10 protein-coding genes are annotated in these 14,286 nt (G+C 67.5%); 2 read left to right on the forward strand and 8 right to left on the reverse strand.

Features of this window, described 5'->3' with window-relative positions:
• Positions 1-6: 6 nt before the first annotated feature.
• The 8 genes from HG421_RS09920 to HG421_RS09955 form a co-directional block, all read right to left on the reverse strand.
• A complete protein-coding gene (locus tag HG421_RS09920; protein ID WP_169706246.1) occupies positions 7-1,137 on the reverse strand; it encodes an ABC transporter ATP-binding protein in 1,131 nt (376 codons plus the stop codon).
• 346 nt (positions 1,138-1,483) lie between these two features.
• Positions 1,484-2,974, reverse strand: a complete 1,491-nt coding sequence (locus HG421_RS09925) for an efflux transporter outer membrane subunit (RefSeq protein WP_169706247.1) — start codon at positions 2,972-2,974, stop codon at positions 1,484-1,486.
• Between the two features lie 4 nt (positions 2,975-2,978).
• Positions 2,979-4,565, reverse strand: a complete 1,587-nt coding sequence (locus tag HG421_RS09930) for an MDR family MFS transporter (protein ID WP_169706248.1) — start codon at positions 4,563-4,565, stop codon at positions 2,979-2,981.
• Positions 4,562-5,755 (reverse strand): HlyD family secretion protein, encoded by a 1,194-nt coding sequence (locus tag HG421_RS09935; RefSeq protein WP_169706249.1) that lies wholly within the window; start codon positions 5,753-5,755, stop codon positions 4,562-4,564. The genes HG421_RS09930 and HG421_RS09935 overlap by 4 nt, the downstream gene beginning before the upstream one ends.
• A 444-nt stretch (positions 5,756-6,199) precedes the next feature.
• Positions 6,200-7,315, reverse strand: a complete 1,116-nt coding sequence (locus tag HG421_RS09940) for a polyamine ABC transporter substrate-binding protein (protein ID WP_169706250.1) — start codon at positions 7,313-7,315, stop codon at positions 6,200-6,202.
• 263 nt (positions 7,316-7,578) lie between these two features.
• The gene (locus HG421_RS09945) at positions 7,579-8,946 is read right to left on the reverse strand and encodes an aspartate aminotransferase family protein (protein ID WP_169706251.1); all 1,368 of its coding nucleotides are present in this window, start codon (positions 8,944-8,946) and stop codon (positions 7,579-7,581) included.
• A gap of 352 nt (positions 8,947-9,298) precedes the next feature.
• Entirely contained in the window at positions 9,299-10,684 is a 1,386-nt protein-coding gene (locus HG421_RS09950; RefSeq protein WP_169706252.1) for a glutamine synthetase family protein, read from the reverse strand.
• 6 nt (positions 10,685-10,690) lie between these two features.
• Positions 10,691-11,446 carry a gamma-glutamyl-gamma-aminobutyrate hydrolase family protein gene (locus tag HG421_RS09955; protein WP_169706253.1) on the reverse strand — a complete coding sequence of 252 codons (756 nt, stop codon included), beginning with the start codon at positions 11,444-11,446 and terminating at the stop codon, positions 10,691-10,693.
• Positions 11,447-11,592: 146 nt separating this feature from the next.
• On the opposite strand from HG421_RS09955, the gene HG421_RS09960 reads away from it, so the two are divergent.
• Positions 11,593-12,972 (forward strand): glutamine synthetase family protein, encoded by a 1,380-nt coding sequence (locus HG421_RS09960; RefSeq protein ID WP_169706254.1) that lies wholly within the window; start codon positions 11,593-11,595, stop codon positions 12,970-12,972.
• Complete coding sequence (locus HG421_RS09965; protein WP_169706255.1) at positions 12,972-14,282, forward strand: NAD(P)/FAD-dependent oxidoreductase; 1,311 nt, start codon at positions 12,972-12,974, stop codon at positions 14,280-14,282. The genes HG421_RS09960 and HG421_RS09965 overlap by 1 nt, the downstream gene beginning before the upstream one ends.
• Positions 14,283-14,286: the final 4 nt, after the last annotated feature.

The raw sequence follows: 14,286 nt of genomic DNA on the forward strand, positions 1-14,286 counted from the left end.
CCGCTCTCATGCGGTGAGCACCACGCCGTCGTCCTCGCCCCAACCCACCCACACCGCATCGCCCCAGGTCAGTGCTTCGCTGGCCCAGCGCTGGCGATTGGCGAAGTTGGCCATCAGCTTGACCCCGCTGGGCAGGCGCACGTGATAGACCGAATGGCTGCCGAAATAGGCGATGTCCTCGATCACGCCCTGCGCCTTGTTGCAGGCCTGCGCCGGCTCGTCCTTGCCGATGGCGAGCTTTTCCGGGCGCAGCGCAAACGCCACCGCCTGCCCTTCGAAGCCGGTGATGCCATGGCCGATACGGATCGGGGCGTCGAAGGCAGGCGTCTTCAAGGCGACGTAGTCCGGTTGATCCTCGGCAATGACCGCATCGACCAGATTCACCGAACCGATGAACTCGGCGGCGAAACGATTGGCCGGTTGTTCGTAGATTTCGTCCGGCGTGCCGACCTGCTGGATCCAGCCCTGGTCCATCAGCGCGATGCGCGTGGCCATGGTCATCGCCTCTTCCTGATCGTGGGTGACCATCACGCAGGTGACGCCAGAGGTCTCGATGATGTTGACCAGTTCCAGCTGCATCTGCGAACGCAGCTTCTTGTCCAGCGCGCCCATCGGCTCGTCCAGCAACAGCAGCTTGGGCCGCTTGGCCAGCGAGCGCGCCAGCGCCACCCGTTGCTGCTGGCCTCCGGACAACTGATGCGGCTTGCGCCGGGCCAGCGCGCCCAGCTGCACCAGCTCCAGCATCTCGCCGACACGGGTGGTGACCGCCACCTTCGACAGCCCTTCCTGCTTCAGCCCGAAGGCGATGTTCTGCTCCACGCTCATATGCGGAAACAGCGCATACGACTGGAACATCATGTTGATCGGGCGCTCGTATGGCGGCAGCGCGTCGATGGGCTGGCCATCCAGGGTGATGCGCCCGGTGGTGGGCCGCTCGAAACCGGCCAGACAACGCAACAGCGTGGATTTGCCGCTGCCCGACCCGCCCAGCAGCGCGAAGATCTCGCCCTTGCGGATCTGCAGGCTGACATCGTCCACCGCAACGAAGCCGTCGAACTCCTTGCGCACCGCGTCGATGGACAGATAACCGGCATCGGCAGGGCTGGAAGGTGGCGACATGGCCTCGGGCAGTGACATGAATTCTCTCGATGGCGGCAGGCGCAGGCGCCATGCACGGAGTCTGCGCGTCATCATGACAAAAGCCTGTGTCCGCTGCAGGACCGGCTAGCCGGGGATGTGCGGGAAAGCGGGCCCTCCCGTGGTATTGCATGCCGCGGTGATCGGCCAACGGCGCGGTGCTAGCCGCCGGTGCGTATCGCATCACTACGCGCAGCGACAGCACAGGTGTCGTAGGTCACGCGATCATGGCTGTTGCAGCTCAGCGACCAGGACACTCACTCGTGCGGTGGGGCGACACAGACGAGATAAACCGGCGCGGGCCGCTCCAGCCCGCGCCCGCCTCACGATCACCGCAACCGTCGCCTCACCGCGTTTCCTGCGGCGCCTCGCTCCAGCCCAGCCCCAGGCTCTTCTGCAAGGCCACGTAGTTCACCAGCAGCTGCACCTGCGCCTGCGCGGCGGCGTCCTGCGCGGAGAGCTGCTGGCGCTGCACATCCAGCAGGTCGATCGACGAGGTGGCGCCGGCATCGCGGCGTTGCTGCATCAGCCCGGCCGAGCGCGTGGCCGAGGCTTCGGCCTGGCGCGCCACCACCAGCTGCTTGCGCGCCGAGCCGAAACGCGACAGCGCCGCATTGGCATCCTGCAAGGCACCCAGCACCGCCGCCTCGTAGGCCGCCTCGCGGCCGGCGTTGCCGGCGCGCGCCTGATCCACTTGCGCACGGGTCTTGCCGAAATCGAAGATCGACCAGCGCAGCATCGGCACCGCCAGCGTGGTCAACGCATCGGAATTGAAATCGCTGGGTGAGCCGGCCACCCAGCTCAGGCCGCCCAGCAGACTCACCTGCGGGAAATAACCGTTCAGCGCCTCGCCGATCTGCGCACTGGAGGCAGCCAGCTCGCGCTCGGCCTTGCGCACGTCCGGGCGACGGCGGATCAGTGCGCCGGCATCGTCCACGCGCACCTGGGTGGGCAGCATCGGCAACGGCTGGGCCGTGCTCAACTGGGCGTCCAGCGCGCCGGGCTCGCGCCCGACCATCAGCGCCAGCTGGTCCTGCGCTTCCTGCGCCTGCATCTCCAGCGGCAGGCGTTGCGCCTGCTGCTGCTGGACCTGGGTGGCGATCTGTTCGACCTGCAGGTCCGACGCGGCACCCTGGCTCCGGCGTTGCTGCACCAGCTGCAGCGATTGGCGGATCTTGTCCAGATTGGCATCGGCGATCGCCAGCCGCGCCTGCAAGCCGCGGTAGTTGAGGTACACCTGCCCGACTTCGGCGGCCAGTTGCACCTGTGCGTCGGCCAATTCGGCCTCGGACGCCTGTGCCTGGGCCAGCGCACCTTCGGCGGCACGACGCCGACGGCCGAAGACATCCAGCTCCCAGCTGGCGTCGAAGCCGGCGCTGTAGATCTCGGTCTTTTCCAGATCCAGCGCCTGGCTGCCTTGCGCGGGCGGCTGGCCCTGCTGACCGTTCTGCAGCCCGCCCAGGGTGTCCACGATGGTCTGCGGCGGCTCGGCGTACGCGTACACCGCACTGGCATTGAGCTTGGGCAGGCGCTCGGCGCGGCGCTGGCGAGCCAGGGCGCGATTGGCCTGCAGGCGTGCCTGCGCGGCGCGCAGGTTGGGGCTGTCGGCCAGCGCCTGGGTCACCAGCTGGGTCAGGGTCGGGTCGTGCAGCTCCTCCCACCAGTGGTTCAACGGTGCGGCGGCCACCACCTCGGCGCCGCTGGCGCGATGCAGCGCCGGGGCCTGCATGGCCGCATCGGCCACCGGCGGGGCCTTGGTGTAGTTGGGGCCGAGCATGCAGCCGCCGAGCACGAGGGCGCTCAACGCCGCGGCCAGCGGCATGCGGAGCAGGCGCATGGAATCAATGCATCGCAAGGTGCGTCCCCTTGGGTAACGGCTTGAGCAAAAAGGCCAGCGGGATCGTGCACACCACGATCATGCCGAAGATCCAGAACAGGTCGCTGTAGGTCATCACCAGCGCCTGCTGTTGCACCACCCGCGCGAACTGCGCTATCGAGCGCATCGCCGCCTCGCCCCCCGCGCTGCCCTGCATCTGCGCGCTCAGACCGGCCAGCGCCTCCTGCGCACGCGGGGCGTTGGCGGTGATCGAGCTGCCGATGGTTTCGGTGTGGAAGGTCATGCGCCGCTCCTGGAAGGTGGAGATCAGCGCCAGGCCGACCGAACCGCCCAGGTTGCGGCCGGCATTGAACAGGCCCGAGGCATCGCCGGCCAGTTCCGGCGGCACCGAGGAAATGGCCGCCTGGTTGAGCGACATCATCGCCAGCGCCAAGCCGCAGCCCTGCAGCAGCTGCCCGGCGACGAAATGCATGCCCACCGTGTCGGCGGTCAGCGACAGGTTGACGAAGCAGGCGGCGGCAAAGCACAGCAGGCCGGCGATCACCAGGATGCGCACGTCCACCACGTCGAGCAGCTTGGGCATCATCGGCATCAGCAGCACGGTGGGCAGCCCGGACAGCAGCAGCACATAGCCGGCCTGCTCGGTGTTGTAGCCGGAGATCACCGCCAGGAACTGCGGAATCATGTACATCACGCCGAACAGGATCATGCCCACCGCCATGATCATGATGAACACCGCGCCGAAGCTGCGATGCAGCAGCAGCGACAGGTGGATGACCGGTGCGCGCTTGCGGAACTGGCCAACGATCAACGCGATGAAACCGCTGAGGGCGATCACGCTCAGCGTGTTGATCTCGCTGGACTCGAACCAGCGCTCGCGCTGGCCTTCCTCCAGCACCACGGTGAGCCCGCCCAGCCCGGCGGTGAGGCCGTAGATGCCCAGCCAGTCGGCATCGAGCAGGCCGGCCCAGTTGCCCTTCTCATGCTCCAGCCCCAGCAGCAGCAGCGCCACCAGGCCCACGCAGATCGGCACGTTGATGAAGAAGGCGTAGTGCCAGCTGACGTTTTCGGTTAGCCAGCCGCCCAGCAGCGGGCCGATCACCGGCCCCATGATCACGGTCATGCCGAACAGCGCGGTGCCCGTGGTCTGCTGGCTGGGCGGCAGCCGGGTGGCCACGATGGTCAGCGCGGTGGGAATCAACGCGCCGCCGGCCAGGCCCTGGCCGACACGGCCGATGATCATCATCGGCAACGAGGTCGACAGGCCGCACACCACCGAGAAGGCGGTGAACATCACCGCACAGATCAGCAGGAAGTTGCGCAGGCCCAGCGTGCGCACGAACCAGCCGGTGAGCGGGATCATGATGATCTCGGCCACCAGGTAGGCGGTGGAGATCCAGGTGCCTTCGGTGCCGCTGGCGCCGACCTCGCCCTGGATGGTGGGCAGCGCGGCGTTGACGATGGAGATGTCCAGCGTGGCCATGAACGAGCCGATGGTGCCGGCCAGCACCGCCAGCCATGCGCCCGGGCTGGCCTTCTCGCGGCCTGCGCTGCCGCCGGCGCTCTGGCCGGTGGCGGCCGCTGCGCTCATCGCGCGCGCTCCTGCTCCTGCACGCGGTCGGATTCTTCTTCGGCGCGTTGCTTGGCGTCCTTGGCCGAGCGGGTATCCACGGTCACTTCCACCGACATGCCCGGCACCAGCACCTTGCGCGCCTCCTCGCCGGCCAGCACGCGGATGCGCACCGGCACGCGCTGCACCACCTTGGTGAAGTTGCCGGTGGCGTTTTCCGGCGGCAATAGCGCGAACTGCGAGCCGGTACCCGGCGACAGGCTTTCGACCTTGCCATGCAGTTTCACGCCCGACAGCGCGTCCACCTCGATCTCGGCCGGCTGGCCGGGGCGCATCAGGCCGACCTGGGTTTCCTTGAAATTGGCGACCAGGTACAGCGATTGCTGCGGCACGATGGTCATGGTGCGGGTGCCTGCGGCGAGGAACTGCCCTTCCTGCACGGTCTTGTCGCCGACCCGGCCGTGGATACGGCTGGTCAGGCGGGTGTCTTCCACCGTCACGCGTGCCTGGTCGACATCGGCAGTGGCCTGCTTCAGGCCGGCCTGGGCCTGTTCAAGCTGTGCGCGGCTGGCCTGGATCTGGCTTTGCGCCCCGATGGCCTGCGCCTGTGCGGCGTCGTACTGGGCACGGGCGCGGGCCAGTTCGTGCTGCAGGCTTTCCTGGTGCTCGTGGGTGTCGGCGCCGGAGGCCGCCAGCGGCGCAAAGCGCTTCACTTCGGCCCGGGCAAAGGCGAGGCTGGCCGCGGCCGAGGTCACCTGGGTCCGCGCCTGCACCAGCGCCGCTTCCTGGCCGGCCACATTGGCAGTGGCGGCCACGATGTCGGCCTGGCGTGCGGCAATGGCTGCCTCGGCCTGCTGCAGGGTGGCCTGGTAGGTGCGGTCATCGATCTGCAGCAGCGGCTGGCCGGCGTCCACGACCTGGTTGTCGCCCACCAGCACCTTGGTCACATAGCCGCTGACGCGCGGCGCCACTGCCACCGAATCGGCCTGCAGGTAGGCGTTATTGGTGTCCTGCATGTAGCGGCCCTTGACCAGGTAATAGGCCAGCCAGACCACCAGCAGCACCAGCACCAGCACGCCCACCAGGATCAGGGTCCACTTGACCTTGGGATTGTTCAGCGGCGACGGCTTGGGTGGCTGCTGGGCCGCATCGCCCAGGGCATCGGCGGACGAATCGCCGCCATCAGTGGACGGGTGGTCTTGGTTGCTCAAAGGAGGCGTCCTGTGTGTCGTGGGCGAGGCGCGCGATGGCATGCCGCTATAGCGGCGCCAGCATGCGCGGCGAAACCATACAATTATTTGAACCCGCCAGTACAGATTGTGTGAATGCGTCTGGTCAGGCGCCGCTGGGCGTGCACGGGCCCGTGCGCTGAGCGGTTGGCCACGCACGCCGCGCCAGCAGGCACGCGACCACGGGACGGTGCCGTACCAGCCGCATGCAGCTGCGACCAGGTCTGCAGTGTTCGCGACCAAGATGGGTTTTTATGGGAACGCGGCGGCCTGCGCCGCGTCGGTGCGTGGCGCGTAGACCTTGGAGCGGCCCGCAATCCATTGCGGGCGGTGGTCAGGCGGGTGTGGACGGCGGGCAGGAATCCGGAGTGCGGTTTCCGAGCACCGGCCTCGCCCGTTCGGAAGCCGCACAGGCGTGCGCTGCAGTCAGCGGCCGGTCTTGATCTCGGTCCACAGCCGCGTGTACAGGCGGTCCACGTCCGGCGGATTGATCGCGTAGGTAAACATCTTGGCGGTCACTTCCGGCGGCGGATAGATGGTGGGGTCGTTGCGGATCGCCGCATCCACCAACGGCGTGGCGGTACGCACCGGGTTGGCGTAGTGGATGAAGTTGGTATTGGCCGCGGCCACCTCGGGCTTCAATAGATAATTGATGAAGGCATAGGCGTTGTCCGGATGCCTGGCGTCCTTGGGAATGGCCAGCATGTCGAACCATTGCGGCGCGCCTTCCTTCGGGATCGCGTAGGCCACCTTGATATTGTTGCCGGCTTCCACCGCGCGATCGCGCGCCTGGATGATGTCGCCCGACCAGCCCACCGCCAGGCAGGTATTGCCGTTGGCCAGCGAGGTCACGTACTGGCTGGAATGGAAATTCTGCACATACGGGCGGATGGCCTTGATCAGCGCGGCAGCCTTTTCGATCTCGGCCGGCACCGTGCTGTGCGGGTCCAGGCCCAGGTAGTTCAGGGCGATCGGAATCATGTCCGAGGGCGTGTCCAGGATGGTCACGCCGCAGTCCTTGAGCTTGGAAAGATTCTCCGGCTTGAACACCAGGTCCCAGCTGTTGGCGACCTCGGTGCTGCCGAAGATCGCCTTGAGCTTGTCGACGTTGTAGCCGATGCCGGTGGTGCCGATCATGTACGGCACGCCATAGGCATTGCCCGGGTCCTGCGCGGCGATGCGGCGCATCACGTCCGGATCCAGATTGGCCAGGTTGGGGATCTTGCTCTTGTCCAGCGGCAGGAACACGCCGGCCTGGATCTGGCGGCCGAAGAAATTGAGCGTGGGCACCACCACGTCGTAATCGCTGCCACCGGCCAGCAACTTGGTTTCCACCATCTCGTCGCTGTCGAACACGTCGTAGGTGACCTTGATGCCGGTGTTCTTCTCGAATGCCGGGATGGTGTCTTCGGCGATGTAGTCGGAGTAGTTGTAGACGTTGAGTACCTTGGCCTGCGCGTCGGCTTTGCCCGGGGCGCCACCGCCGCCACAGCCGGACAACAGGGTGATGGACAACGTCAGTGCGAGCAGTCGCAGCGTCATGTGGGTCTCCAGCGCGATGGGGGCGGCCCGGCGCGGGGCCGGTCTGCCGCCAGACTACCCACCGTGCCCAGGTTTGCCCAGCGGGGCCGGCCGGGAGGTGCGCTGACCATGCACCGGGCAGCAGGCTGGCCGCCCGCAGGCGCGTTCGCAGCGACCGATGCCATGCCGCCGATCGGCAGGCCAGACCCTGCACTGCCGTGGCAGCGGACGCAGGATGCTCCTGCAGCGAGTGCTGCCGCGCCGGCGATGTGTCGCTGTCGCGCCTACCTGCCCAGCGCGTGCGCGGTGTCGTCCAGCGCGCCCCAGGCCTTGTCGAACAGCTCGTCCACCTGGGCGCGGGTGATGATCAGCGGCGGCGACAGCAGCATCGCGTCGTAGGTGGCGCGCAGGATCAGCCCGCGTTGCAGCGCGAAATCACGGCAGAGCGCACCGACCCGCCCGCGTCCGGGGAAATACCTGCCGCGCTGACGCTTGTCCGGCACCAATTCCAGCGCACCGACCAGCCCGGCGATGCGCGCCTCGCCCACCAACCGATGCTCGCCCAGCTCGGCCCAGCGCTGCGCCAGATACGGCGCGATCTGCGTGCGCGCGGTGTCCACGATGCCCTCGTCCTGCAGCAGGCGCAGATTCTCCAGCGCCACCGCCGCGCACACCGGGTGCCCGGCATAGGTACCGCCATGTGCCAGCTCGCCGCCCTGCCGCTTGAGCACCCCGGCCACGCGATCGCTGAACATCGCCGCCGCCAGCGGGATATAGCCGGAGGTGATGCCCTTGGCCAGCGTCATCACATCCGGCTGAAACCCGAAATACTCGGCTCCGAACCACGGCCCGGTGCGCCCGAACCCGCAGATCACTTCATCGGCCACCAGCAACACGTCGTAGTGCCGGCAAATGCGCTCGATCTCCGGCCAGTAGCTGCGCGGCGGGATATAGACACCGATCGCGCCCATGATGGGCTCGCCGATGAAGGCAGCCACGTTTTCCGGCCCGAGTTCGAGAATCTTCGCTTCCAGCCGGCGCGCCGCCAGCAGGCCGTAGTCCTCCGGATCCATGTCGCCGCCATCGCCGAAGTGATACGGCGGTGCGATATGCACGATGCCCGGGATCGGCAAGCATCCTTGCTTGTGCATGCCCTGCATTCCGCCCAGGCTGGCGCCGGCCATGGTGGTGCCGTGGTAGCCATCGTGGCGACCGATGAACACCTGCTTCTGCGGCTGCCCCTGCACCGCCCAGAAATGCCGCACCAGGCGCAGGATGGTGTCGTTGGCCTCCGACCCGGAGTTGGCGAAGAACGCATGGTTCAGATCGCCCGGCGTGAGTTCCGCCAGCTTGGCGGCCAACTGGATGGTGGGCTCGGTGGTGCACTGGAAGAAGCTGTTGTAGTACGCCAGTTGCTCCATCTGCCGCGCCGCGGCCCGGGCCAGCTCGCTGCGCCCGTAGCCCACATTGACGCACCACAACCCGCCAAACGCATCCAGCAACTTGTTGCCGTCGGCATCCCACACATACACGCCCTCACCGCGCGTCAGGATCCGGGTGCCCTTGTGCGCCAACGCCGCGTTGTCGTTGAACGGATGCAGATGATGCGCAGCATCGAGTTGCTGCAACGACTTGAGCACAGAAGAATCCACGACCTGCTCCACGCCTCAGGAACCAAGAGCATACCCAGACCCTGTGGCCGGACCGTGGACGGCTGTGCAAATCGCGCCGCCACGCCCTTGCACGCCCGACAGGCAGGTGGGCCGCAAGAACTTGCGCTGCCGCCGACAGCGCCCTCATCCGCCCTTCGGGCACCTTCTCCCGATGGGAGAAGGGAAATGCCCGGCAAACGTGGAAGCTCTACTTTAAATTTGAATCCCCAAAACTACGTAAGCACACAAACCACGCCACGCTTCAATACCACTCGACACCGTACCCTCAGCCGCCCTTCGGGCACCTTCTCCCGATGGGAGAAGGGACGTGCAGCAATACTCATTCGGATGCTCACACGTTCAACAACAGGAACTCCCGCTCCCACGAGCTGATCACCCGGAAAAACGTCTCATATTCTTTCCGCTTCACCGAGATATAGGCCCGCACAAACCGCGCGCCCAACATCTCCTGCAATGCCTCGCATCCCTCCAACCCATCCAGCGCCTCTCCCAACGAGCGCGGCAGATCGTAGCCCTGCTCCTTGCCATTGCTGCTGATGGGCGCGGTTGGTTCGAGCTTTTCGCGGATACCCAACAACCCGCAGGCCAAGGTCGCCGCCATCGCCAGATACGGGTTGGCGTCGGAGCCGGCGAAGCGACTTTCCACCCGCATGTTCTGCGGCGCATCGATCGGCACCCGCAGCCCGCAGGTACGGTTGTCGAAGCCCCACAGCACATTGCTTGGCGACACCTCGCCGAACATCAGCCGCCGGTACGAATTGACGTTGGGTGCCAGCAGCCCCATGGCCATTGGAATGTAGTTCTGCAGCCCGCCCAGATAATGCGCGAAGGTATCGCTGAACCCGCCTTCGCGCTTACCACTGAACACATTCTTGCCGGTGCCCGCGTGCAACAGGCTCTGGTGGATGTGCATCGCGCTGCCCGGCTCGGTTTCCATGGGTTTTGCCAGGAAGGTGGCATACACGCCGTGGCGCAATGCGGCCTCGCGCATGGTGCGTTTGAACAGGAACACCTGGTCGGCGCGCGACAAGGCATCGGCGTGGGTGAAATTGACTTCCAGCTGCGCGGCGCCCGATTCGTGGATCAAGGTGTCCACGTCCAGTTCCATTGCATCGCAGTAGTCGTACATCAGGTCCAGGATCGGGTCGAACTCGTTGACCGCATCGATGGAATACGACTGCCGCGCGGTTTCCGGGCGGCCGGAGCGGCCGGCCGGCGGCAGCAGCGGGAAATCCGGGTCGGTGTTCTTCTGCACCAGGAAGAATTCCAGCTCCGGCGCCACCACCGGCTGCAGCTTGGCCTGCGCATAGGCCTCGAGCACGCGACGCAATACGTTGCGCGGCGCCAGTTCGTGCGGCTGGCCATCCTTGGTATAGCAGTCGTGGATGACCTGCGCGGTGGGGTCGGTGGCCCACGGCACCATGCGCACGGTGGAGGCATCCGGGCGCAGATGCATGTCCGAATCCGATGGCGAGGTCAGCGCGTAGTAGTCGTCGGGAAAGTCGCCGGTGACGGTGGTGGCGAAGATGCCTTCCGGCAGTCGCGTGCCGTAGTCGTGCGAGAACTTGTCGGCCGGAATGATCTTGCCGCGCGCATTGCCGGTGATGTCCGGCACCAGGCATTCCACCTCGGTGATGTGGCGGTCCTTGAGCCAGCGGCGCAAGGCGCTCTCCGGCTGTTTGGGCGTGGCGATGCGCGAACGTTGACGAAGCGACATACAACCTCACTGGCCGCGCTGGGCGGCATGGCGGCGACAGGCCTGGCCGAAGGCCTCAAAGATGGCACGGTAGAACGGTTGCTGTGTGACACGCCATTCCGGATGCCACTGCACCGCCAGCAGGAACGCCGGCCCGGCACCGCGAAACGCTTCGATCAGGCCGTCCGGTGCGGTGGCCTCGACCAGTAACCCGTCGGCAAGCGTGGCGATGCCCTGCCCGTGCAGCGAATTGACCATGACCTCGTCGGCGCCGCGCATGCCGGCCAGCCAGCCGCCGGACTGCAACCGCACCGGATGGGCGGGGCCGTATTGCACCTCCAGCGCAGCGCTGCGGTCTTCGCGGTGATCGCGCAGGCCAGGTACGTCATGCACGCGCTGGTGCAGGCGCCCGCCCAGCGCCACGTTCACCTCCTGCAGGCCACGGCAGATCGCCAGCACCGGCAGGCCGCGCGCCAGCGCCTGTGGAATCATCGCCAGGGTGGTGGCATCGCGCGCCACATCGTGCGGGTTGCCCTCCCAACTGGATTCGTCGCTGTAGTGATGCGGCTCGATATTGCTGACCGCCCCGGTGAGCAGCAGGCCATCCAGGCGCTCCAGCCACACGGCGGCATCCAGCGTGGGCTGCAGGCTGGGCAGCAGCACCGGCATGGCCCCGGCCGCTTCCACCACCGCACGCACGTATTTTTCGCCGGCCGCCAGGAACGGATGCGGCCCCTGCGCGATGCGATCGGTCGGCAGCCCGACCAGCGGTACGACAGCCATGCAGACATCCCGATGCGGTGCATTGATCAGCAGGTGCATCCGAACTTACCGCGCCACCGCCGCCATTGCCACCGCCGCCGCCTCGCGGGCCTGCGACGGCTCACGCGCGCTTTGCTAGGCTGGCGGCGACTTTGCAGGTGCTGCCCATGGCTTCCGAGAACCCCGTCGCGTCCCTGCCCGCCGCCGATGCCGCCACGCTGGCGCGCATCCCCGGCTGTGCCTCGGTGGACCTGTTGTTGCCCGACACCAACGGCGTGCTGCGCGGCAAGCGCATCACCGCCGACACCTTGGGCAAGGTGTACCGCGATGGCGTGTGCCTGCCGATGTCGCTGATCGCCACCGACATCACCGGCAATACCGTGGAAGAAACCGGGCTGGGGTATGCCATCGGCGATGCCGACCGCATCTGCCGGCCGATCGCTGGTTCGCTGCGAGCGGTGCCGTGGGCACCACAGCCGATGGCGCAGCTGCTGTTGGCGATGCACACCCCCGAGGGCCAGCTGTTCGAGGTGGCGCCGCGCGCGGTGCTGCAGCGCGTGCTGGCCGGCTTCGCCGCGCGGGGCTTGACCCCGGTGATTGCGGTGGAACTGGAGTTCTACCTGTTCGATGCGGTGCCCGATGCGCAGGGCCGCCCGCAGACCCCGCGCGACCCGGTCACCGGCGCCCGCAGCGCCAGCACCCAGGTGTATGCGTTGCAGGACCTGGACGACCAGCGTGGCTTCACCGACGCGGTCACCGCTGCATGCCGCCAGCAAGGCATTCCCGCCGACACCGCGGTGGCCGAGTACGCGCCGGGCCAGTTCGAGATCAACCTGCAGCATCGCGCCGATGCGGTAGCGGCCTGCGACGAGGCGATCCTGCTCAAGCGCACCATCAAGGCCATTGCGCAGCAGCAAGGCACGCTCGCCAGCTTCATGGCCAAGCCCTTCCCCGACCAGGCCGGCAGCGGCCTGCATCTGCATGTGAGCCTGCTGGATCAGGAAGGCAACAACGTGCTGGCCGGCGGCGCCGACGCGCCGGCCGCCGCGTTGCGGCACGCCATCGCCGGGCTGCAGCGGCATGCCGACGCCTGTCTGCTGCTGTTCGCACCACATGCCAACAGCTACCGCCGCTTCGTCAGCAACGCGTTCGTGCCGCTGGATGCCAGCTGGGGCTTCAATAACCGGACGGTGGCACTGCGCATCCCGCATAGCGATGCGCGCAACACCCGCATCGAACACCGCATTGCTGGCGCCGATGCCAATCCGTACCTGGTGGCCGCCGCGGTGCTGGCGGCCATGCTTGACGGCTTGCAACAGCCCGGCGAGCCCACTGCGCCGATCGTGGGCAATGCCTATGCGCAATCGGTGTTCCGGCCGCGCACCTGGCAGGGCGCGGTGGATGCATTTCTGGGCAGCGATTTCATCGACGCCCGGTTCGGCAGGCAATTCCGGCAGGTGTTCGGCCAGCAGAAGCAGCGTGAGCTGTTCGACTACCAGGCGCTGGTGCCGGACCTGGATTACGCCCGGTACCTGCGCACCGTGTGATGGGCAGCCCGCCCGCAACCACCAGCGAAACGCCGGGCAACGCGTATCCAGACAGCTGGTATGCGCGCAGCACGCCAGCCCTGCCCGCCCAGCCGCGCCTGCAGGGCGCGCTGCAGGCCGATGTCTGCATCCTCGGCGCCGGCTATACCGGCCTGACGGCAGCGCTGGCGCTGGCCGAAGCCGGCTATCGGGTGGTCGTGCTGGAGGCCAGGCGCATCGGTTGGGGCGCGTCCGGGCGAAACGGCGGCCAGGCCATCGTCGGCTACGGCTGCGAGCAGGACACGCTGGAAGCGCTGGTCGGCGATGCGGATGCGCGCCTGCTGTTCGACTTCTCACGCGATGGCATGCGCCTGCTGCGCCAGCGCATCGCGCGTCACGGCATCGCCTGCGACTGGCGCGACGGGCATGCGCATGTGCCATTGAAGCCGCGACAGGTCCGTGCCCTGCAGCACGGCATCGTGCGCATGGCCGAGCGCTACGACTACCCGCTGCAATGGTGGGACCGCGCCCGCACCCGGCAGGTGCTGGACAGCCCGCTGTACCTGGGCGCGATGTTCGACGCGGCCAGCGGCCATCTGCATCCGCTGGCCTACGCCCTTGGCCTGGCGCGTGCCGCGCTGGCCGCCGGGGTGCGCATCTTCGAAGACTCGGCGGTGACCCGGCAGGACGCTGGTGCACCGGTCACGATGCACACCGCCGAGGGCAGCGTGAAAGCAGACTTCGGGGTGATTGCCGGCAACGCCTTGCTGCACGGCATCGCCCCGCAGCTGGAGCAGCGCATCATGCCGGTGGGCACCTATGTCGGCGCGACGCCGCCGCTGGGCGCGGCGCGTGCACGCGCGCTGATCGGCAACGACATGGCGGTGGCCGATACCAATTGGGCGCTGGACTATTACCGGCTCAGCGCCGATCACCGGCTGCTGTTCGGCGGGCGCGCCAGTTATTCGTCGCGCCCGCCGCCGAGCCTGCAGGGCCTGATGACCCGGCGCATGCACACCGTCTTCCCGCAGCTGCGCGACGTGCCACTGGAGAGCGTGTGGGGCGGCTACGTGGACATCACCCGCAACCGCGCCCCGCACTGGGGCCGGCTCGCGCCGAACCTGTATTTCGCGCAAGGCTTCTCCGGCCACGGCGTCGCGGCGACCGGCCTGGCCGGCCAGGTCATCGTCGAGGCCATTGCCGGCCAGAGCCGGCGCCTGGACGTGTTCGCCCGCATTGCGCACCGGCCGTTCCCGGGCGGACAACGGCTGCGTACCCCGTTGCTGGTGGCCGCCATGAGCTGGTACCGGCTGCGCGACGCGCTGTGGTGAACGC

The sequence above is a fragment of the Xanthomonas campestris pv. badrii genome, from assembly GCF_012848175.1.
Lineage (GTDB): Bacteria > Pseudomonadota > Gammaproteobacteria > Xanthomonadales > Xanthomonadaceae > Xanthomonas > Xanthomonas campestris_C.

Coding starts and splice junctions, on each gene's coding strand:
- HG421_RS09960 (WP_169706254.1), top strand. CDS start 11,593: ATGGCTTCCGAGAACCCCGTCGCGTCCCTGCCCGCCGCCGATGCCGCC.
- HG421_RS09930 (WP_169706248.1), bottom strand. CDS start 4,565: ATGAGCGCAGCGGCCGCCACCGGCCAGAGCGCCGGCGGCAGCGCAGGC.
- HG421_RS09955 (WP_169706253.1), bottom strand. CDS start 11,446: ATGGCTGTCGTACCGCTGGTCGGGCTGCCGACCGATCGCATCGCGCAG.
- HG421_RS09940 (WP_169706250.1), bottom strand. CDS start 7,315: ATGACGCTGCGACTGCTCGCACTGACGTTGTCCATCACCCTGTTGTCC.
- HG421_RS09950 (WP_169706252.1), bottom strand. CDS start 10,684: ATGTCGCTTCGTCAACGTTCGCGCATCGCCACGCCCAAACAGCCGGAG.
- HG421_RS09965 (WP_169706255.1), top strand. CDS start 12,972: ATGGGCAGCCCGCCCGCAACCACCAGCGAAACGCCGGGCAACGCGTAT.
- HG421_RS09920 (WP_169706246.1), bottom strand. CDS start 1,137: ATGTCACTGCCCGAGGCCATGTCGCCACCTTCCAGCCCTGCCGATGCC.
- HG421_RS09925 (WP_169706247.1), bottom strand. CDS start 2,974: ATGCGCCTGCTCCGCATGCCGCTGGCCGCGGCGTTGAGCGCCCTCGTG.